The following is a 19,865-nucleotide window of genomic DNA, read 5'->3' as shown; positions in this document are numbered from 1 at the left end:
TCATCCTTTCACGGAGCCTGCGGTCAGGCCCTTCATGATCTGCTGGTTGAGGAAGAGGTAGATGACCAACGTGCCGACTACGCTCACGGCGATGCCGGCGAACGTGGGGCCGTATTGCACCGCGCCGTATTGGCCGGTGAAGTTGAGCAGCCCGGCCTGGATGGTGCGCAGGTTCTGCGAATTCGTGAACGTCAACGCGATGAGCAGGTCGTTCCAGAGGAAGAAGAACTGCACGAGCCCGATCGTGAAGAGGGCGTTGCGCACGAGCGGCAGGCCGATCTGCCAGAAGAGCCGGAAGATGTTGGCGCCGTCGATGGTGGCCGCCTCGAAGACATCCCGCGGGATGGCGCGGAAGAACGTGGCCATCATGAACACCGTGAGCGGCATGCCGATGCCGATGTAGGTGAAGAACAGCGGCCAGAGCGTACCCGTGAGGTGCAGCTTGAAGTAGATCGTGAACAGCGGCAGCAGGATCATCTGGGCAGGCACCATGACGCCCGCGAGGAATCCCAGCAGCACGATGCTGCGGCCCTTCCAGACCATCACCTCGAGCACGAACCCGGCCGCCGTGCCGAGGATCAGGATGACGGCGAGCGAGGGGAACACGACGATCACGCTGTTGAGGATGTATCGGCCGAGGCCGCCGTCGACGAAAGCGGTCGTGTAGTTGTCGAACGACCATGATGCGGGCAGCGACCAGAACGGTTCGTTCAGGAACTCGAGCTGCGTCTTGAACGAGCTGAGGATGAGCCACAGGATCGGATAGATGACGGCCACGAGCAGCAGCACGATCACGATGTTGAGCGGCAGCCGGCCGAAGAAACGGCGCACCTTGCGGGCGCGGCGCGAGCGGTCGGGGCGCGACGGCGCGGAGGTCGACCGGCGCCGCGCGTCGAGCGGGGACGCGGAGGACGGAGCGGACGGCGTGGACGGCGTGGAGGTGGATGCGGTCGTCATGGTCACCCCTTGGTGAGGTCGCGTCGAGTGGAGCGGAAGATCAGCAGCGTGACGAGCAGGCACAGAATCGTCAGCATCATCGCGATGGTGCTGCCGTAGCCGTATTCGCCGTAGCTGAACGAGGTCTGGAACATGTAAAGCGTCAGCGGCGTGGTCGTGTTGCCCGGCCCGCCGTTGGTCAGCGCCACGATGGTGTCGAACACCTTGAGCGTGCCGTTGATGCTGAAGATGAGCGATGACAACAGCACGGGCAGCGAGAGTGGCAGCACGATCGAGCGCACGAGCTTCCAGCCGGATGCCCCGTCGATACGCGCCGATTCGAGCAGTTCTTCGGGGATGTCGACGAGCCCGGCGTAGAGCAGGATCGCGTAGAACCCCATCGAGCGCCACAGGTCGAGCAGGATCACGACCCAGAACGACGAGTCGGCATAACCGAACCAGTCGACCGAGGGCGCGCCCAGGAAGTTGAGGAAACCGTTGACCGGTCCCGTGGTCGGCGCCGCCTCGAACAGCTTCTGGAAGAGCAGGCCGACGCCCACGGTCGGCAGCACCACGGGGAAGAAGAAGATGGTGCGGATGAGGCTCGACGCGCGCTTGATACGGAACGTGTACAGCAGCGCCAGCAGGTAGCCGAAGCCGACCTGCAAGACGGTGAGGATGATGGCGTACCGAATGGTGAACCACGTGGCGCTCAGGGCCGTCGGGTCACCGAAGAACTTCGCGAAGTTGTCGAGCCCCACGAACGTGAAGCCCGTGAGCGCGTTGCCGTCGAACACCGTGTAGCCCATCGACCAGAAGATCGGCACGAGCATGACGACGGTGTAGACCAGCAGCGCCGGCCCGAGGAGGAGGAAGATCGCCCGACGATCTCCGAGGACTTTGTTCATGATCTGCTTTCACGTTCGAAGGAGGGTCGCGTCGACCGGCCAGGCCTCGGCCGGTCGACGCGATCACCGTGAGGGCCGGCACCCGACGCCGCCCGGGGAGGGGGCGGCGGGGTGCGGCCGATTCGGGTCTAGCCCTGGTTGGCGTCCTGCACGAGCTTCATGAATTGCTCGCCCGTGATGGACCCGTTGGCCAGGCCGCCGCCGTTCGACTGGCTGACCGTGGTGGCCTGGGCCGACATGAGCGCCTCGAACCACAGCACGCTCGACGGCGCCTTCTCGATCTGCTCCTGCACGAGCTGGGTCGTGGCGGGCAGGTCGGCGGGCGGGTTGTCGATCTTGAAGCCCGAGACCACGCCGTTGTCCTTCAGCACGGTGTCGCCGTAGTTCTCGACGATGCATCCGAGCCACGCCTTGGTGTCGTCGGTGAAACCGTTGCTCGCGAACATGGTCGGGATGCCGACGTTGGCGGGCACCTGATCGCTGCTTCCCTTGCCGCCCTCGACGTCGGGGAACGGCACGAAGCCCACGTTGTCGACACCGATCTGGTTCTGCGCCTCGTCGTTGAACGCCGTGATCGCCCAGCTGCCCATATAGAGGAACGCGGCCTTGCCCGTGAGGAACAGGTTGATCGAGGTGTCGTAGTCGATCGACGTGGGGGCGTCGCCGAAGTAGCCGGCGGATCCGAGCTTGGCGACCTCGTTGGCGGCCTTCACGTATTCGGGGTCGGTGAGTTTGGCGTCGCCATCCGCCACCTTCTGCAGGGCGTCGGGGCCGAGCTCGCGGAACAGGTAGTTGCCGACGAGTCGCGTGATGGGCCATCCCTGTTCGCCCGAGGCCGAGAAGGGCTGGATGCCGGCGGCCTGGAACGTGGCGGCCGCATCGACCAGCTCGTCCCACGTCTCGGGCGGCGTGATGCCGTTGTCTTCGAGCATCTTCTTGTTGAACCAGAAGCCCTCGATGTTGAACTCGGTGGGCAGCGCATAGAGGTCGTCGGTGCCGTGCAGGGCCTTGATGGTGGATGCCGCGGCGGGCAGGATCTTGTCTTCGAGGTCGAGATCTTTGAGCTCGGTGCTCAGGTCTTTCACCTGGTCGCCCTCGATGAACTGCTTCATGAGCGACGGCGTGCCCGCGGCCATGCTGAAGTTCGAGAGACCGCCCTGGCCCGCGAGCAGCTGCAATTGCTGGTCCCACGTGGTGCCGGGGATGGCGTCGGGCGTGAGTTTTGCGGCCGCGTTCTCGGTTTTGCACTGATCGCCCGAGAGCGTCTTCAGCGTGTCGACGATGGTGGTGTTCTCGTTCTGTCCGAGATAGGTGAAGGTGCCGGAGCCCGAGGCCCCGCCCCCACCGTCGCCGCTGCACGCGGTCATGGCGAGCACGCCGGCACTGACGAGTGCGACGAGGGGGATGACCCGCCGGGCCCGCTTGATTGCTGTAGACACTATTCCTCCTTGAATGTGACAAACCTGGTGAAGCGTTTCATCGTGAATGTACGGGCATGGCGGGCCGTTGTCAAACCAATTTCCGGCTTGCCTTTCGCGAAACAGTGTGGACACACATCAAAACTGGTGTTGACATGGTGAAGCGCTTCACGGCACACTGGCAGCCGTTGATCTAATGGAGGGTCGCCATGCTCAGAACACATCGATTGCGTTCACTAATCGCCTCGGCCGCGGCCGTCGCCCTCGTCGCGACGGGAGTGGGAACGATGTCGATCGTCGAGACCGCCCGGGCGTCGACCGGCTCGGGAGGAAAAGTCGAGGTGGTCTACAGCGGCTACAACGACGCCTCCACCACGAACCGCCTCACCACGCAGGCCCCCAAGACTTTGGCGCCGCTCGCCAACGCCGCGGCCGGGACCTCGACCATCGCGGTCGACCCGTCGATCACGTATCAAACGTGGGAGGGCTTCGGCGGGTCCCTCGAGGACACGAGCGTCTACAACCTGGGCCTGCTGGCGCCCGCCAACCGAGAGCGCGCGCTCAACGACCTGTTCAACCCGACCACGGGTAACAACTTCACCCTCATGCGTCTGCCCATCGGCTGCGCGGACTTCTGCCGCGACGCACCCAACTATTGGACCTATGCCGACAACGGCGGCACGCCCGACCCATCGCTCGCCACGTTCTCGATCCAGAAGGACATCGACAACGGGCTCATCACGATGTTGAAACGCATCCTCGAGATCAACCCGCAGGCCAAGTTCTACTCGTCGATGTGGTCGCCGCCCGCGTGGATGAAGACCACGTCGAGCATCACGGGCCCGGCGTCCGGCGGCACGTGCCCCACCGACGGTTCCGCACCGCGCGTGCACCACGGCGCGTCGACCGGCTCGAGCGTCGACTACTACCCGGTGCTCGCGCAGTACTACGTGAAATACATCCAGGCCTACAAGGCCCAGGGCATCCCGGTGTATGCGGTCACGCTGCAGAACGAGCCCAACATCACCATGCCCTACCCGGCCACGTGCTTCAGCCCGGCGCAGCTCGCCGAGTTCGCCGTCGTGCTGAAGAGCGCCTTCACCACCGCGGGCATCGCCACCAAGATCTGGGGACTCGACGACAACGAGCAGAACTCGTTCCCCTACGCCGACGCCCTGCTCGGCAACGCAGCGGCCAACGCGGCCGTCGACGGGCTCGGCTGGCACAACTACGCCGGCACACAGGTGTGGCAGCCCAGCGCCGTCGAGGCCCTGCACCCCGGCAAAACGGCCCACATCACCGAAATCACCAACGGCGCCGACCGGCTGGTCGAATACTTCCGCAACAACGTGTCGAGCTACTCCTACTGGATCACCCAGTACCAGTTCATGCCCGGGCCGGGACCCGGTTATTGGCAGGGCACGTCGAACACCAACCCCGACTTCTACACGCCATCCGTCGTGTCGTTCGCGGGCAGCAGCACCAGCAACCAGGGCGACACGAGCAACTATCAGTTGAACGGCTGGTACTACTCCTTCGGCCAGTTCTCGCGCTACGTGCAGCCCGGCGCCGTGCGCATCGACAGCACCGACCGCGTGAACGGCAACCTCACGAATGTGGCGTTCAAGAACCCCGACGGCACCATCGTCACGGTGGTCGTGAACCGCATCCCCACGTCGACCAACAGCGCCGTGCAGAACACGCCCGCCGCCGCCATCCGCGTGGCCACGCCCGACGGGCAGTTCACCGACACCATCCCGGGCGACACCGTCGCGACCTACATCTACACGCCCACCACGGGCGACACGGTGTCGACGGCCGGGGCCGTCGCTTCGGCTTCGGCGACGAGCGGGGCCTTCACCGCCACGCAGGCCATCGACGGCTCGAGCACGACCGCCTGGACCTCGGGCACGAACCAGGCTGCGGGCCAGACCTTCACGGTCGACCTCGGCCAGGCCAGAACGTTCGACCAGATCACGCTCAACGGCGGATCGCTCGGCGGCGACGCGCCCGCCGGATATCAGGTGCAGACCTCGGCGAACGGAAGCACGTGGAGCGCGGCCGTGGCATCGGGCGCCGGCACCTCGTCATTGACCAACATCACGGTGCCCACGACATCCGCCCGCTATCTGCGCATCACGCAGACCGGCAGCGCGGCCCGCTGGTGGAGCATCGCCAACCTGTCGCTCTACAACAGCGCGCAGGGGCTGCTGCCGCTCGCCGGCGCGAGCGTGTCGGGTGCGCCCACTTCGGGCACTGATGTCGCGACGCGCGCCATCGACGGCATCGAGTCGACGCGCTGGTCGAGCGGTGCCGCGCAGGCGGCCGGGCAGACCTTCACGCTCGACCTCGGGCAGGCGCGCAGCGTGAACGCGCTCGAACTCGACAACGCGCGCAGCCCCGGCGACCAGCCGCGCGGCTACAGCGTGTCGACCTCGACGAACGGCACCACGTGGAGCTCGCCCGTGGCGGTGGGCAGCGGTGCGGCCGCGCCCGCCACGGCCGCCGCCAACGGGGCCTCGCCGACCACCAAGATCGCGTTCCCCACCACGAACGCGCGCTATGTGCGCATCACCCAGACGGGTGCAGCTGCCGGCAACTACTGGAGCATCGCCGAACTGCGCGCGTACAACCTGGCGCCGATCGTGCTTCCTCGCACGGGTTGGTCGGCATCGGCCTCCTCCACCGAGGCGGGCACATCGGCCGCGAACATCCTCGACGGCAACACCGCCACGCGCTGGAGCACGGGCGCCGCCCAGGCATCCGGTCAGTATCTGCAGGTCGACCTCGGCCGCATCACGCAGACCACCGGAATCGACCTCGACGCGGCCGCCTCCACGGGCGACTACCCGCGCGGCTACACCGTCAGCGCATCGATGGATGGCAGCACCTGGACGCCCGTCGCCCTGGCCACGGGTGTGGCAGCCGATGTGCGGGCCCAGTGGCTCAGCACCGACGCCCGCTACCTGCGTGTCACCCTGACGGCCCCCTTCGCGAGCGCCTACTGGTCGGTGGCCGAACTGACCGTGTGGGGCACGCCGTCGACGCAGCCGTTCGGCGTGCCGCTCCCCCGCACCGGATGGAGCACCACCGCGTCGGCCACCGCGACCGGGTCGTCTACGGCCAACGCCACCGACGGGTTGCTCGACACCCGCTGGAGCGACGGCGCGGCGCAGAACGGCACCGAATGGTTCCAGCTCGACCTGGGCAGCGCGCAGGCGTTCAGCAAGGTGCAGCTCATCGCCGCGGGCAACCTCGACAACAACAACGGCGACTACCCGCGCCGCTATGAGGTCTACACCTCGAACGGCTCGGGCTGGACGCTCGTGGCGGCGGGCAGCGGCACCGGCAACGTGCTCGACATCACGCTGCCCGCCCAGAACGCGCGCTACATCAACGTGCACCAGACCGGCACCGACGGCGGGCACTGGTGGTCTATCGCCGAGATGCAGGTGCTGCGATGAGCGCCGCCCCGAACGCGACCACTACTGTGACAACATCCTCGAGAAAGAAGCCAATGACGCTCACCTCTTTTCACCCCGGCCAGGTCTGGAACGACACCAACGGCAACCGCATCCAGGCCCACGGCGGCTCGATCATCACGGTCGACGGCGTCTACTACTGGTACGGCGAGAACAAGGAGTTCACCGTTCCCGGGTCGAGCATCTGGCACTGGGGCGTGCGCTGCTACTCGTCGACCGACCTCTACAACTGGGAGGACCGCGGCCTGATCGTGCCGCCCGTCGAGGACGACCCCGAGCATCCGCTGCACCCCGGCCAGGCCGTCGACCGGCCGCACATCATCTACAACGAGCAGACCGGGAAGTTCGTCTGCTGGATCAAGGTGATGAGCAAGGGATCGTTGCAGCGATCGACGGTGCTCGTGGCCGACGACGTCCTCGGGCCGTATGAGATCGTGCAGACCTGGTTGCGGCCGCTGAGCATGAGCGCGGGCGACTTCGACCTGGTCGTCGACCCGCACGACGGCAAAGGGTATTACGTGTTCGAACGCGTTCACTCCGAGCTGATCGTGGCCGACCTGACCGACGACTACACCAACGTCACGGGCTACTACTCGACGCACTTTCCGCAGCCGCAGCCGCCGTTCGTGCGCGAGGCGCCCGCGCACTTCTACCGCGAGCGCAAGCACTACCTGTTGACCTCGGGCACTACGGGCTACTACCCCAACCCGTCCGAGGCGGCCGTCTCGCCCACCATCCACGGGCCCTATACAGTGCTGGGCGATCTGCACCCGACGGATGCCTCGCGCGCGTCGTTCCACACCCAGATCTCGTCGGTCTTCGAGCATCCGCTCAAGAAGGATCTGTACATCGCGCTCGGCGACCGCTGGCTGCCCACCTATCTCGACGACGGCGACCGCGCCCACCGGGCGTTCGAGGAGCACTTCGCTCCCGGCCGCGACGGCGACGTGCGCATGGAGGAGTTCGCCGAGGTGAACACGTCGCGCGCCGACTATGTCTGGCTGCCGCTGCGTTTCGAGGGCGACCGGCCCGTCATCGACTGGCACGACGAGTGGTCGCTCGACGACTTCGAGGATCGCTGACGCGGCCGCGCACTCTGGCCGGCGCGTCCGCGAGCACGCCGGGGCGAGGGGAGCACTCCCCATCGCCCCGGTGTCGGCGTGCGGATAGGGTCGAGAACGGATCTGGTCGATCGTCGAAGGCCGGCGGGTAGACCAGAAGGGGGCGATATGCGCACGGCAGGCAGAGCACGTGGTTCGGGCGCTTCGAGCGCTTCGAGCGCTCTGGGGATGGCGACCACCAGGAGAACCGGCGCACTGGCGGCGCTCGCGCTGGTCGGGGCGATCGCGCTGAGCGCCTGCACGACGCCCGAGCCGCAATGGACACCGAACCCGGTGGAGACCTCGAGCTCCGCCCTGCGGGAGCAACTCCTGAAGGTCGACGGCCTCTCCGACCCGAGCCAGTCGCGCGGCTACCCCGACTACACGCTGGAATTTGCCATCGACGACCCCGACCGCGCCGAGGAGGCGACCCTCGAGGCGCTCGACCTGTTCTACGCGTCGGGTGTTCCGGAGGCCGTCACGCAAGACGTCGCCGACACCTACGACGCCCCGGCCCGCTTCCAGCTCAGCATCATCGAGGCCGGCTCAAAGGGCGGGGGGCCACACCTCGACCTGCCGATGCCCCTGGACGCCGACAAACAGGCCCTTGCCGACGCCGTCGCCACCTGGAGCCGAATGGGCCAGATCGAGGGCGTCGAGCTGCAGACGAGCAGCTTCGATGCCGGCGCTTTCGAGATGACCTATGCGGTCGACTTCGAGGGCCTCCTCGCCGGGGTGCGGCCGACGTCGGTCACACCGCAGCTGCACCAGATCCTCGCCGACAGCGGCTACGACCCCGCGGCATCCACGATCAGAGGGATCATCACCGCCCCCGAGGCGGTCAACACGGTCGGCGGCAAGGAAAAGTATGTGCAGGGCACCCGCTTCGCCCGCATCTTCCTCACCCTCAAGCCCGCGGCCGGCCCGAACTACGGCTCGGTGCTCTATTTCATCCCCGACGACACCATCGTCGACATCTACGTACTGCCTCAGCTGGCGCCCGACGGCACGCTCCTGCCCCTCGACCTGACCGCCGAAACGGCGCGCACCGCCGGCCAGACGATCCAGACCGACAACCTCAACGACGCCTGGAAGCTGAGGGACATCATCGTGTTCACCCAAGACGGCATGCAGACCTTCCCCGCCGGCGCCTGATCGGAGGATGCCGGGGCCGGGCCAGGACGATCGCAGCGGTGCAACCGTCCAGCCCCAGGTGAGCCCAAACGCAGGTCAGTCGCCGAGGGGCCAGAGCCATTCGGCTTCGAGGTCGCCGTCGACGAGGCCGGCAATTTTGCCGAAGTAGTCCTGCATGTGGGCCTGCTGCACGTGGCGGGCGATGTCGGCACCCGAAGACCAGCGCTCGTAGAACGCAAACGCTCCGGGCTGCTCCTTCGAGGTGTGAACCGAGTACTGCTCATACCCCTCCTCGGCGCGGACCAACGGGACGATCGCCCGGATCGCCGCTTCCAGCTCATCCGCCTTGCCGGCCTTGGCGCGCGCGAAACCATAAACTGCGACGGGAGTGGTCGAGGCCAGGACGTCGGCGGGCATCAGGCCGTCGGGAACGGTGTCTTCGGTGTTGCTCATAGTGCTGTCATCTTTCGTGTTAGTTGAACCCAGGGCATGTGCGCTCGGGTGACTTCAACGCTAGAAGCGCACCTTGGCACGCTCAATGCCCTGAACGGCCAATAACCTGTCCGATAGAATCAAAACCCGCGCCCGTCTGGTCACCTCAGTCGCACAAGCCATAGATTTACAACGTGGATGTTCTCTCAGAAGTGCTCGACGTGTCCGGGGTCCGCGGCAGTGCCGGTGCGAGAATCGCGGCCGCCGGAGACTGGGGCGTCGAGTGGGTTCGCGACCGGGACGCGGTCGTCTACGGGGTCACCGCCGGCATCGCATACCTGAGCGTCGAGGGCGACGCACCCCGGCTCCTGATGACCGGCGACGTGGCGATTCTCGCCACCGGTGCCGCACATGCACTTTCGAGTGCACCCGGCGCCGACATCCATTCATGTGACGTGGCCGCCGCCGACGAGGCACGGCGTCACGGCGACGTGTTGCACCTGGGCGACGGCGACGTGCACACCCAGATCCTCGGTGCCTCTTACTCCCATGATCCGGCCGGTTCCACGCCCGTCTTCTCCCTCCTCCCGCCGGTCATCCACCTCCGCGCGCAACAACTAGAGGCAAATTTGACAGACATCGTCCGACTCCTGGGCAGGGAGCTCACCCGACCCGGCCTCGCAACCCACCTGGTGCTCGATAGGCTCGTCGACGTCCTCCTCGTCGAGATCCTGCGCACCTGGATCGCGATGACGCCGCCGGCCGACGCATCCTGGTGGGGCGTTCTGCGCGACCCGCTCCTGACGCGGGCCGTCACCCGAATCCATGAAGACCCGCAACACCCGTGGACGACGGAGGCGCTCGCCCGCGAAGTCGCGACGTCGAAGCAGACACTCGTTCGCCGCTTCTCGACCTTCGCGGGAACGACCCCCGGCGAATACCTCACCCGGTGGCGCATGAATCTCGCCGCCCACCGACTCCGCGACACCGCTGACACCCTCGAAAAGATCGCCGCGGATGTCGGCTACACCTCCGTCTATGCCTTCAGCCGTGCCTTCCGCCGCGAACGCTCGATGCCACCCGGACGGTACCGCCTAGCCGCGCGCGCGGGCGAAGTTCCGCCGTTGTGACATCGGCTCTCGAGCATCCGCTCAAGCCGACATCGATGAAGGCGCCCCGGCGGGTTCCTTCGCGAAGGTGAGCGGCCACACCTCTTCGGCGTGAGCCGTGGGGGCACCCGACGCGGCTTCGATGACGAGCTGGCCGAGGCGCGTGCCGAGCGCGTGCAGGTCGAGGTGGAATGTCGAGAGGTGCGGCTGCAGCATGGAACAGACGGGGTTGTCGCGAAAACCGATGACCGCGAGCTCAGAGCCGATGGCCACGCGAGCCCGCTCGAGCTCCGGATAGAGGCCGAGCGCCAGCGTCTCTTGCAGCAGCATCAACCCGTCGGGCCGCTCACCCCGCCTCGCCAGCAACCGCGAGGCCAGCTCATTGCCGCCGGCCGCCGAGTCTCGCACGCGGATGACGGTCGATTCAGGCAGCCCTGCCGCGCGCACGGCGTCGTGCCACGCCTCGATGAAGATATTGGTGCCGGTGATGTCGCGGTCGTCGCTGGCCAGCGCGAGTTGCCGCCGTCCCTCCCCCGCGAGCCGCTCGACCGCCTGGCGCGCCACACCCGCGAAGTCGAGGTCGATCGCCGGATGGTCGCGGCGCTCGGTGCGCCCCAACGTCACGAAGGGCACGGCCGCGTTCTGCAGATAGTCGACGCGCGCATCGATCCAGCTCGTGTTCGTCAGCACGTAGGCGTCGGCGATCGAGCGCTCGACCATGCCGCGCACCTGTCGCAGGCCGTCGCCATCCGACCGCGTGGGCACCATCACGACATCCAGGCCGCTGTCGTTCAGGATGTCTTGCAGCCCGCCCACGAGCGAGAAGTAGAAGGTCTCACCGAGCGAGGTTCGAGCCGTGTCGACGGGAACGAACAGGGCGACCGAACCGGTTGATCCGCGCCGCAGCGCACGACCCGCCTGGTTGGGCCGATAGCCGAGACGAGATGCGGCCTCGCGCACGCGCGCAACGGTCTGCGGGCTGGCCTCTGGATGCCCGCTCATGGCCCGCGAAACGGTCGAGATCGAGAGCCCGAGCGCCTCGGCGACATCGCGTATGCCGACCTGCGCCATGTGGACTCCTTTCGAGGTCATCCAAGAATGCCATACGCGGGGCTCGACTTAACGGAAACGTTTCCGGTAACGTGTCGGCAAGCAACGTCCAAAGGAGGACACGTGGCCATTACGACCCCCACCCAAGAAAAAGCGGTCATCCGCAAACTCGCCTGGCGCGTCATGCCGCTGCTCGTGGCCGGATATTTCATCGCCATCATCGACCGCGCCAACATCGGCGTCGCGGCCCTCACGATGAACGCCGACCTGGGCATCACACCCGCCATCTTCGGCCTGGCCGCCGGCGTCTTCTTCATCCCCTACGTGCTGCTCGAAATCCCCTCCAACCTGGCACTTGCCCGCTTCAGCGCGCGCGTCTGGCTCGCCCGCATCATGGTCACGTGGGGCATCTTCTCGGCGCTGCACGCCATCGTCTGGGATGGCACGAGCTTCCTCGTCATGCGCGCGTTCCTCGGTGCCGCCGAGGCGGGTTTCTTCCCGGGCGTCATCTTCCTGCTCACGCAGTGGTTCCCGCGCGAATACCGCGGGCGCATGATGGCCATCTTCACCATGGGCATCCCCATCGCGCTCGTCATCGGCACACCCCTCTCGGGCCTGCTGCTGCACATGGACGGCATCCTGGGCCTGCACGGCTGGCAGTGGCTGTTCATCATCGAGGGCCTGCCCGCCGTCGTCATCGCGTTCATGCTCTTCTTCATGCTGCCCAAGAGCCTCGAAACGGCGAAGTTCCTCAACGACTCCGAACGCAGCTGGCTCACGACCACCCTCGAGCGTGAGCGCGCCGAAGCCCCCGGCGAGAAGAAGCACCAGAGCATTCTTCGGATGCTGCTGAACCCCCGCATCCTCGTCTTCGCCCTGGCCTACTACGGCCTCACCAACCTCAACGGCGCCATCAGCACGTTCCTGCCCCAGATTCTCGGACCGCTCGGCCTCGACAACACGGGCACCACGTTCGTCGCCGCCGTGCCTTACGCCTTCGGGCTGCTCGGCATGATCCTGCTCGGCCGTTACGCCGACCGGGCCAAGCGTCGATCGGATGCCGTCTACCTCGCGCTCGGCATCGCGGTCGTCGGGCTCGTGGGTGCCGCTCTGGCCCCCACCCCCATCATCCAGTTCGTGGCGCTGTGCATCGCCGCGATCGGCGTCTTCGGCGTGCTGCCCGCCCACTGGGGCGTGCCGACCGCACTGCTCGGTGGCGCCGCCGCGGCCGGAAGCATCGCGTTCATCAACGCCTTCGGCAACATCTCGAGTGTGGTCAACCCGGCCGTCATCGGCGCCATCAAAGAGACGACCGGAACGTTCCAGGGCGGCCTGCTGTGGCTGGCGCTCATGGGCGTGCTCGCGGCCGTCGCCCTCACGTTCGCCATCCGCCTCGCGGCGAAGCAGGCCGGCGGCATCGCCCAGGCCAGCGGAACCGCGTTCCGCCCCTCGAAGGAGCTCCGATGACCGACCACGCCGAGACGCCCGCCGAGACGCCCACCGACACCACGATCGCATCCGTCCGAATCCTGAGCCTCGCGGGAACGCTGCCGACCGAGGGTGACCTCTGGGAGGACTGGCTGGTGCGCCCGGCCCACATCTACCCCGAGATCCGCGACGCGCACTACGCGGAGGGCGGCGAGCAGGGCCCCGACGGGTTCGCGGTGCAGACGTACTTCGTCGAGATCACGACGCGCGCCGGGGTGGTCGGCCGCGGCGGCCCCATCACGGCGGGCATCGCGCAGATCATCGCCTCCGACCTGCGCCCGCTCCTCGTCGGCGCCGACGGCATCGCGGGCGAGAAGCTGTGGGATGTCATGCACCGCACGCAGGTGCACGGCCGTCAGGGCCAGACGATGCTCGCCATCTCGGCCGTCGACGCCGCCCTGTGGGACCTGCGCGGAAAGTGGATGGATCAGCCCGTCTACCGACTGCTGGGCGGCCCCACCCGGCCATCCATCCCGGCTTATGCCTCGATGCTGGGCTTCTCGGTGAGCGACCCCGACCTGGTCGCCGCGCGCGCCACCGCCTATCGCGACGCCGGTTACGTGGCCCAGAAGTGGTTCTTCGCCAACGGCCCGTCGAGCGGCTACGAGGGGATGCGCGCCAACGTGCAACTGGTCCGCACGCTGCGCGAAGCCGTCGGACCCGACTACGACCTCATGTTCGACTGCTGGCAGTCCTTCGACCCGACCTACACGGCCGAGCTGGCCCGCCGCATCGCGCCCTACCAACCGCGGTGGCTCGAAGAACCGCTCATGCCCGACCGCATCGACGGTTATGCGCGGCTGCGCGATCGGCTCGACATCCCCATCGCCGGCGGTGAGCACGAGTACACGCGCTGGGGCGTCCAACGATTCCTGGATGCCGGAGCGGTCGACGTTCTGCAACCCGACATCTACTGGTGCGGAGGCCTGAGCGAGACGCTCAAGATCGCTGCGGCCGCGAGCGCGCACGACGTCATGGTCATCCCGCACGGGCATTCGGCCGCCGCCACATTGCACTTCTCGCTGGCGCAGTCGCCGTCATCCACGCCCATGCAGGAAGACCTGATCAAGTGGAACGCCGTGCACCAGCTGTTCCTGCGCAACCCCGTCACACCCGTGCGCGGGCTGCTGACGCCGAACGACGAACCCGGCATCGGCATGGAACTCGACCTGTCGCGCGCGACCGCGCAGGCCTACGTCATGGAGTGACGCTCGCCGGCGCGCTGGGCTGACGCTCGCCTCGCAGCGAGGTAGGCGCCAGCCCAGCAGTTGGCCCACCGCGAAAGCGGGCGTGACGTAGTGAGTCGCCGTCGCGGCCAGCGCGTCAGTCGGCGTCGAGCTCGGTGGCGTAGGTGCGGAACTCGCCGCGTTCCTGGTGCATGTTCCAGAGCAGGTCGGCGAGCGCCGCCGGGTTCTTCTGCGGGTGGTTCTCGTCGATCGACCCCGGGATGATGAGCTGCGCGACATGGATGTCGTCACCCGCGAGTTCGTCGTGCAGCATCGTCGCGAAGGCGCTCTGTCCCGCAAACGCGATGGAGGTGCCCGCGAGCCGCCCGACCGGTTTCACGGCCGTGCCGCCGTTGACGAACAGGATGCTTCCGCCACCCAGGAACCGCATCCCCGGCACGACCTGGTGCACCGCGGCGACGGGCCCGAAGATCGAGAACTCCACGGGTCCGACGAGGTCGGCGGGCGTCGTCTCGAGCACCGGGCGCATGAAGTCCTTCTGCGGCAGCGGGCTGTACTGCAGCACCTCGATGGGTCCGAGCTTCTCGGTCGCGGCTTCGAGGGCGGCCGCGATGCTGGCGGGCTCGCGCACGTTGGCGACGAAACCGGCGGCGCTGATGCCTTCTGCGGCCAGGTCGGATGCGAGGGCATCCACATGTTCGCGGTTGCGCGAGATGAGGGCGACGGCGAAACCTTCGCGGGCGAAACGGCGGGCGACGGCGGCACCGAGGCCACGGCCGGCCCCGACGATAGCAAGAGTAGTCATGCCCTCATCCCAGCACCGATCACCGGATCTCGCAGGGGGCTTGCGGCGCCGCCCGGGCTGCCCCTGCCAGGATGAATACATGACGCCTTCCGACCTCGACGCCGAATTGGACCGCATCTTCGCCGCGCGCAACCGCGACGACATGGGGCCCACGATCGCGGCGCTCCTGCCGATCTACGAAGCGCACCCCTCGGAGCCTCGCGTGCTCTACGAGGTCGGCGGCGCCTATGACACGGCGGGCGAGGAAGAAACCGCCGTCGGGTTCTATGAACGCGCCATGGCCGCCGGGCTGTCGGGAGGCATCCGCCGCCGCTGTTATCTGCAATACGGCAGCACCCTGCGCAACCTCGGGCGGCTCGACGAGTCCCTCGACGTCTTCGCGCGAGCCCGCGATGAGTTCCCCGACTCGGTCGCCCTCGGCGCCTTCGAGGCGCTCACGCTCCACGCCGCCGGCCGCCCGAGCACGGCCCTCGGCAGCCTGCTGACACTCCTCGCCGACCACGTGCACGCCGACGAGCTCGAACGCTACAAACCCGCCCTGCGCGGCAACGCCGACTACCTCGCCTCCCTCGATGCCGGCGGCACACACACGTGAGTGAGCCGACTGCACCCGGGCAACACAACGGCGCCGACGAAGCCGAACTGCGGGTGCTCGCCGAGCTGGAGGGCTACGCGCGCCTCTGCGCGGGCGACTCGGCCACCTTCAGTCGCGAAGACTTCGTGACCGCTTCCATCACCGAAATCACGGTGACGCCCCACAATCCGGCGAGCCGAACATTCAGCATCGCCGTCGAGCAATTTCTTCACGTCGAGGTCGGCGATCTCGGCGGCCACTTCGAACTCGGCTACACCGACGCGGACATCGCGCTCGCGAAACGCATCGTCGAAGCCGTCATTGCAGGACGCATCTCGGAGACGCGCGCACTCGGACGATCCCGGGTCGACGTCACGTTCGCCAACGGAACGTCAACGCACGAAACCGGATACGCCGGATGCCTCCCCGCGCTCATCCCGCTGCCGTTCTGGCGCCGCTGGGGGCGCCGCACCAACTACGAACCGTTCTGACAGCTTCGGTCTCTAAGCCCGATCTCGAAGTTATTGACAGATGGTCAGACCATCAGTTACTTTGTTGCGAGACGTCATTGGTCTGACCATCTAGCCGAGACCGCGTCCCACTACGAAGGAGTAGCCCATGAATCTGTTCAGCTTGATGCAGAAGCGCACGGCCGAAGCCGGCCCCATTCGAGTCGGCGTCATCGGCGCCGGTAAGTTCTCTTCGATGTTCCTCACTCAGGCCGTCGGGAGCGACAACATCCACGTCGTCGGAGTCGCCGACATCGACCCGACCAAAGCGAAGGCGGCACTCGCTCGCACGGGCTGGCCGCAAGAGCGTTACGCCGCGGCATCCATCGACGAGGCGCTGCGCACGGGTGGCACCGCCGTCATCGACAACTCCGACGCGCTGCTGAAATCAGACGCCATCGAGGTCATCCTCGAGATCACCGGAAACCCGCTCGTCGGCACCTATCACGCCGTCACGGCCATCGACCACGGCAAGCACGTGATCATGGTCAACGTCGAGGCCGACTGCATGGTCGGGCCCATCCTGCAGCGCCGCGCCCAGGCAGCCGGTGTCATCTATGCGATGGCCTACGGCGACCAGCCGGCGCTCATCTGCGAGCTCGTCGACTGGTGCCGCACCGTCGGTTTCGACGTCGTCGCGGCCGGCAAGGGAACGAAGTACCTGCCCGAGTACAACTACTCGACGCCCGACACCGTCTGGGACTACTACGGGTTCAGTGCCGAGCAGCTCGAGAGCGGCGACTACAACCCGAAGATGTTCAACTCGTTCCTCGACGGCACGAAGTCGGCGATCGAGATGGCGGCCGTCGCCAACGGAACCGGGCTCATCCCTCAAGACGAGGGCCTGCTCTTCCCGGCCGCGAGCAAGGACGACCTGCCCACCGTGTTCCGCGAGAACACCCACCGGGGCGGAAGCCTGACGCGTCGCGGAACGGTCGAGATCGCATCGAGCATGTATCGCGACGGCACCGAGGTTCCCGACAACCTGCGCTGGGGCGTCTACGTCACGTTCGAGGCGACGACCGACTACGCGGTGCAGTGCTTCCAGGAATACGGCGTGCACACCGACGAGACCGGGCGGTATGGCTCGCTCTACCGGCCGTACCACATGATCGGCCTCGAGCTGAATGTGTCGATCGCCGCGGCCGTGCTGCGCGGCGAGGCGACGGGCGCCCCGACCGGGTTCCGCGGCGACGTGGTCACCACCGCGAAGCGCGCGCTGAAGGCCGGCGAAACGCTCGACGGCGAGGGCGGCTACACGGTGTTCGGCAAGCTCGCGCCCGCCCACATCTCCCTGGGCCGGAATGCGCTGCCCCTGGGCCTCGCGCACGGCGCCAAGCTCATCCGCGATGTGCCGAAGGACCAGACGGTCTCGTGGGACGACGTCCAGCTCGACGAGTCGCAGTTCGCCGTGCAGATCCGTCGCCAACTCGAAAACGAGTTCCGCGCCGAGCACACCGCCGCGTTGGTCTAACCATTCACCGCGAGAACTACGATGGACATCATCACCGCGGGATCAGCCGCGCTGGGGGGACCTGAGGAGTTCGACAATGGCATCGACCGAGCAGTGGGAGCCGGTGCAGCGACTCCGCACCTACGAACAGGTGATGGCCCAGATCGAGCAGCGCATACTCGATGGACGGCTCAAAGCGGGAGACCATCTCCCCAGCGAGCGGGACTTCGCCGCCCTGCTCGGGGTGTCCCGCCCGTCGCTGCGAGAGTCGCTGCGGGTTCTCGAGGCCCTCGGCGTGGTCGAGATCCGTCGCGGCGGCGGCCCGGATGGTGGCGCAGCCCTCGTCCAGACGCCCGGCGACGGCCTCGTCAACCTGCTCAAGCTGCAGATCGCCCTCGCGCATTTCAGCTCGAACGACGTGGTCGAGACCCGGCTGACGCTCGAAGAGTGGAGTGTGCGCGAAGCGGCGGCCCGGGCGAACGACGACGACCATCGGGAGCTCGCCAAGATCCTCGACAGGATGGACGACCTCGGCATCGACTCGGCCGAATTCAACCGACTGGATGCCGCATTCCACGTGAGGATCGCCGAATCGACGGGTAACGCGCTCACCGCCCACTTCATGAGCTCGCTGCGCACCGCCATCCACCAACAGATGGTCGACCGGTATGCCGAACTCGCCGACTGGCGGGCAACGGCCACCATCGTGCGAGCCGAGCACCGAGACATCCTGGCCGCGATCATCGAACGCGACGGGTTGCTGGCCTCCCAACGGGTGAACACCCACATCAACGATTTCTACAAGACGACGAAGGCACGCGGGACGACGCCCATCGAGTGACGGGCGGTCTCCCGCGACGGCCGGGGCGCCGCCCCGTCCGATTATCAACGGAGATAAGGACCACGCGATGACCACCACCAGCCCCGCCCCCGACCTCGCGCGCCGCGCGGAACACGGGTCACCCGACAAGTTGCGCACGGCCATCGGCAGCGCCGTCGGCACGACGATCGAGAACTACGACTTCCTCGCCTACGGCACCGCCGCCGCGCTCTACTTCAACACCGTGTTCTTCCACGCCGAAGACCCCGTCGTGGGCGTGCTGCTCGGCTTCGCCACCTTCGGCATCGGGTTCGCGATGCGCCCCCTCGGCGGCGTGATCGGCGGATACCTGGGCGACAAGATCGGCCGCAAACCCGTCCTCGTCGGGGCCCTGCTGCTCATGGGCATCTCGACGGTGCTCATCGGCGTGCTGCCGACCTACCAGCAGGTCGGCATTTTGGCCCCCATCCTGCTCACGCTCATCCGCGTCATCCAGGGCATCGCCTTCGGAGCGGAGTGGGGCGGCGCCATTCTCATGACCTTCGAGCACGCCCCCTGGAAGAAACGCGGTCGCTACACCGCCATCCCTCAAGCCGGCGTGCCGCTCGGCCTGCTGCTCGCCAACCTCGTGTTCCTGTGGTCGAGCACGCTCGACAGCGAACTCGCCTGGCGTCTGCCGTTCCTGCTGTCGTCGGTGCTGATCGTCGCGGGCCTCATCATCCGCTACAAGGTCTCGGAATCGCCGGAGTTCACCGACACCAAGACCGCCGGCCTCGTCGTGAAGAACCCCATCAAAGAGGTCTTCAAGCGGGACTGGCGCACGATTCTGCGCGTCATCTCGCTGCGCCTCGCCGAGTCGGGTGGCTTCTACGTGATCGTCACCTACATGCTGTCCTATCTGACGACCGGTGATCAGCCGATCGCCGAACGGTCCACGGCGCTGTCCGGCCTCATCATCGCCGCGGCCATCGGGCTCGTGACCACGATCCTGTTCGGGCGCCTCACCGACCGCATCGGCCGACGGCCCGTCTACATCGCGGGCTCCGTGCTGCTGATGGCCTTCGCGTTCCCCATGTTCCTGCTCGTCAACACGGGGCTGCCCTACCTGATCGTCTTCGTCTACATCGTCGCGATGTCGATCATCCACGATTCACTGGCCGGCACCCAGGGCGCCTGGTTCTCTGAACTGTTCTCCACCAACACGCGCTCCTCCGGCGCATCCATCGGCTACCAGTTCTCGGCGGCCATCTCGGGCTTCATCCCGCTCATCGCCACGGCCGTCGCCGTTCCTCTCGGCTGGCAGGGCGTCGCCTGGGTCTATCTCGGATGCGGCCTCCTCGGTTTAATCGGAGCGCTCCTCACCCGTGAAACCTGGGGCCCCGCCGAACGGGCAGCCGCCGACCGCGTGATCGCCGGCGAATAACCCCTGCCGACCCGGTGCAGGGCGCACGGGGACCCGC

At 67.0% G+C, this 19,865-nt stretch carries 17 protein-coding genes; 11 read left to right on the top strand and 6 right to left on the bottom strand.

Annotated elements, in window-relative coordinates:
• The 3 genes from ACZ6IE_RS00785 to ACZ6IE_RS00775 all read right to left on the bottom strand — a co-directional run bounded on the left by ACZ6IE_RS00785 (position 1) and on the right by ACZ6IE_RS00775 (position 3,283).
• Entirely contained in the window at positions 1 to 957 is a 957-nt protein-coding gene (locus ACZ6IE_RS00785) for a carbohydrate ABC transporter permease (protein ID WP_464606286.1), read from the bottom strand.
• A gap of 2 nt (positions 958 to 959) precedes the next feature.
• Positions 960 to 1,844 carry a carbohydrate ABC transporter permease gene (locus tag ACZ6IE_RS00780; protein WP_077054440.1) on the bottom strand — a complete coding sequence of 295 codons (885 nt, stop codon included), beginning with the start codon at positions 1,842 to 1,844 and terminating at the stop codon, positions 960 to 962.
• 128 nt (positions 1,845 to 1,972) lie between these two features.
• A complete protein-coding gene (locus ACZ6IE_RS00775) occupies positions 1,973 to 3,283 on the bottom strand; it encodes an ABC transporter substrate-binding protein (RefSeq protein ID WP_464606284.1) in 1,311 nt (436 codons plus the stop codon).
• 188 nt (positions 3,284 to 3,471) lie between these two features.
• On the opposite strand from ACZ6IE_RS00775, the gene ACZ6IE_RS00770 reads away from it, so the two are divergent.
• From ACZ6IE_RS00770 to ACZ6IE_RS00760, 3 genes are all read left to right on the top strand, one after another.
• Positions 3,472 to 6,726: a discoidin domain-containing protein gene (locus ACZ6IE_RS00770; RefSeq protein ID WP_464606282.1), complete on the top strand. Its 3,255-nt coding sequence runs from the start codon at positions 3,472 to 3,474 to the stop codon at positions 6,724 to 6,726.
• Between the two features lie 53 nt (positions 6,727 to 6,779).
• The gene (locus ACZ6IE_RS00765; RefSeq protein WP_464606280.1) at positions 6,780 to 7,826 is read left to right on the top strand and encodes a family 43 glycosylhydrolase; all 1,047 of its coding nucleotides are present in this window, start codon (positions 6,780 to 6,782) and stop codon (positions 7,824 to 7,826) included.
• 207 nt (positions 7,827 to 8,033) lie between these two features.
• Positions 8,034 to 8,999 (top strand): hypothetical protein, encoded by a 966-nt coding sequence (locus tag ACZ6IE_RS00760; protein ID WP_464606278.1) that lies wholly within the window; start codon positions 8,034 to 8,036, stop codon positions 8,997 to 8,999.
• Positions 9,000 to 9,074: 75 nt separating this feature from the next.
• Here the strand turns inward: ACZ6IE_RS00760 and ACZ6IE_RS00755 are convergent, their stop codons facing one another.
• Entirely contained in the window at positions 9,075 to 9,431 is a 357-nt protein-coding gene (locus tag ACZ6IE_RS00755) for a putative quinol monooxygenase (protein ID WP_464606276.1), read from the bottom strand.
• Positions 9,432 to 9,604: 173 nt separating this feature from the next.
• On the opposite strand from ACZ6IE_RS00755, the gene ACZ6IE_RS00750 reads away from it, so the two are divergent.
• Positions 9,605 to 10,540, top strand: coding sequence for an AraC family transcriptional regulator (locus tag ACZ6IE_RS00750; RefSeq protein WP_464606274.1), 936 nt, complete (start codon positions 9,605 to 9,607; stop codon positions 10,538 to 10,540).
• A 21-nt stretch (positions 10,541 to 10,561) separates the two neighbouring features.
• Here ACZ6IE_RS00750 and ACZ6IE_RS00745 read toward each other — a convergent pair whose 3' ends face one another.
• Positions 10,562 to 11,611, bottom strand: a complete 1,050-nt coding sequence (locus tag ACZ6IE_RS00745; protein ID WP_464606272.1) for a LacI family DNA-binding transcriptional regulator — start codon at positions 11,609 to 11,611, stop codon at positions 10,562 to 10,564.
• Between the two features lie 81 nt (positions 11,612 to 11,692).
• Between ACZ6IE_RS00745 and ACZ6IE_RS00740 the strand changes: the two genes are divergently transcribed.
• Together ACZ6IE_RS00740 and ACZ6IE_RS00735 are read left to right on the top strand one after the other, a co-directional pair.
• Positions 11,693 to 13,036: an MFS transporter gene (locus tag ACZ6IE_RS00740; protein ID WP_464606270.1), complete on the top strand. Its 1,344-nt coding sequence runs from the start codon at positions 11,693 to 11,695 to the stop codon at positions 13,034 to 13,036.
• Positions 13,033 to 14,265 carry an enolase C-terminal domain-like protein gene (locus ACZ6IE_RS00735; protein ID WP_464606268.1) on the top strand — a complete coding sequence of 411 codons (1,233 nt, stop codon included), beginning with the start codon at positions 13,033 to 13,035 and terminating at the stop codon, positions 14,263 to 14,265. Before ACZ6IE_RS00740 ends, ACZ6IE_RS00735 begins: the two co-directional genes overlap by 4 nt.
• 115 nt (positions 14,266 to 14,380) lie before the next feature.
• Here ACZ6IE_RS00735 and ACZ6IE_RS00730 read toward each other — a convergent pair whose 3' ends face one another.
• Positions 14,381 to 15,049: an SDR family NAD(P)-dependent oxidoreductase gene (locus ACZ6IE_RS00730; protein WP_464606266.1), complete on the bottom strand. Its 669-nt coding sequence runs from the start codon at positions 15,047 to 15,049 to the stop codon at positions 14,381 to 14,383.
• 79 nt (positions 15,050 to 15,128) lie between these two features.
• On the opposite strand from ACZ6IE_RS00730, the gene ACZ6IE_RS00725 reads away from it, so the two are divergent.
• From ACZ6IE_RS00725 to ACZ6IE_RS00705, 5 genes are all read left to right on the top strand, one after another.
• Positions 15,129 to 15,644, top strand: a complete 516-nt coding sequence (locus tag ACZ6IE_RS00725; RefSeq protein WP_464606264.1) for a tetratricopeptide repeat protein — start codon at positions 15,129 to 15,131, stop codon at positions 15,642 to 15,644.
• On the top strand, positions 15,641 to 16,114 hold the full coding sequence (locus ACZ6IE_RS00720) for a hypothetical protein (RefSeq protein ID WP_464606263.1): 474 nt from the start codon (positions 15,641 to 15,643) through the stop codon (positions 16,112 to 16,114). Before ACZ6IE_RS00725 ends, ACZ6IE_RS00720 begins: the two co-directional genes overlap by 4 nt.
• Before the next feature lie 127 nt (positions 16,115 to 16,241).
• Positions 16,242 to 17,606 (top strand): NAD(P)H-dependent oxidoreductase, encoded by a 1,365-nt coding sequence (locus ACZ6IE_RS00715; protein ID WP_464606261.1) that lies wholly within the window; start codon positions 16,242 to 16,244, stop codon positions 17,604 to 17,606.
• A gap of 76 nt (positions 17,607 to 17,682) precedes the next feature.
• Positions 17,683 to 18,426, top strand: a complete 744-nt coding sequence (locus tag ACZ6IE_RS00710) for a FadR/GntR family transcriptional regulator (RefSeq protein ID WP_079726476.1) — start codon at positions 17,683 to 17,685, stop codon at positions 18,424 to 18,426.
• 67 nt (positions 18,427 to 18,493) lie between these two features.
• Positions 18,494 to 19,828 carry an MFS transporter gene (locus tag ACZ6IE_RS00705; protein ID WP_464606258.1) on the top strand — a complete coding sequence of 445 codons (1,335 nt, stop codon included), beginning with the start codon at positions 18,494 to 18,496 and terminating at the stop codon, positions 19,826 to 19,828.
• Positions 19,829 to 19,865: the final 37 nt, after the last annotated feature.

Source organism: Okibacterium sp. AC114, from assembly GCF_979253355.1.
The sequence above is the reverse complement of the archived record's forward strand: the minus strand, read 5'-3'. Positions and strand labels throughout refer to the sequence as shown.

Excerpts from the sequence above, each read along its gene's own strand:
- ACZ6IE_RS00785 (WP_464606286.1), bottom strand. The coding sequence starts at position 957 with ATGACGACCGCATCCACCTCCACGCCGTCCACGCCGTCCGCTCCGTCC.
- ACZ6IE_RS00780 (WP_077054440.1), bottom strand. The coding sequence starts at position 1,844 with ATGAACAAAGTCCTCGGAGATCGTCGGGCGATCTTCCTCCTCCTCGGG.
- ACZ6IE_RS00770 (WP_464606282.1), top strand. The coding sequence starts at position 3,472 with ATGCTCAGAACACATCGATTGCGTTCACTAATCGCCTCGGCCGCGGCC.
- ACZ6IE_RS00765 (WP_464606280.1), top strand. The coding sequence starts at position 6,780 with ATGACGCTCACCTCTTTTCACCCCGGCCAGGTCTGGAACGACACCAAC.
- ACZ6IE_RS00760 (WP_464606278.1), top strand. The coding sequence starts at position 8,034 with ATGGCGACCACCAGGAGAACCGGCGCACTGGCGGCGCTCGCGCTGGTC.
- ACZ6IE_RS00755 (WP_464606276.1), bottom strand. The coding sequence starts at position 9,431 with ATGAGCAACACCGAAGACACCGTTCCCGACGGCCTGATGCCCGCCGAC.
- ACZ6IE_RS00745 (WP_464606272.1), bottom strand. The coding sequence starts at position 11,611 with ATGACCTCGAAAGGAGTCCACATGGCGCAGGTCGGCATACGCGATGTC.
- ACZ6IE_RS00735 (WP_464606268.1), top strand. The coding sequence starts at position 13,033 with ATGACCGACCACGCCGAGACGCCCGCCGAGACGCCCACCGACACCACG.
- ACZ6IE_RS00730 (WP_464606266.1), bottom strand. The coding sequence starts at position 15,049 with ATGACTACTCTTGCTATCGTCGGGGCCGGCCGTGGCCTCGGTGCCGCC.
- ACZ6IE_RS00725 (WP_464606264.1), top strand. The coding sequence starts at position 15,129 with ATGACGCCTTCCGACCTCGACGCCGAATTGGACCGCATCTTCGCCGCG.
- ACZ6IE_RS00715 (WP_464606261.1), top strand. The coding sequence starts at position 16,242 with ATGAATCTGTTCAGCTTGATGCAGAAGCGCACGGCCGAAGCCGGCCCC.
- ACZ6IE_RS00710 (WP_079726476.1), top strand. The coding sequence starts at position 17,683 with ATGGCATCGACCGAGCAGTGGGAGCCGGTGCAGCGACTCCGCACCTAC.
- ACZ6IE_RS00705 (WP_464606258.1), top strand. The coding sequence starts at position 18,494 with ATGACCACCACCAGCCCCGCCCCCGACCTCGCGCGCCGCGCGGAACAC.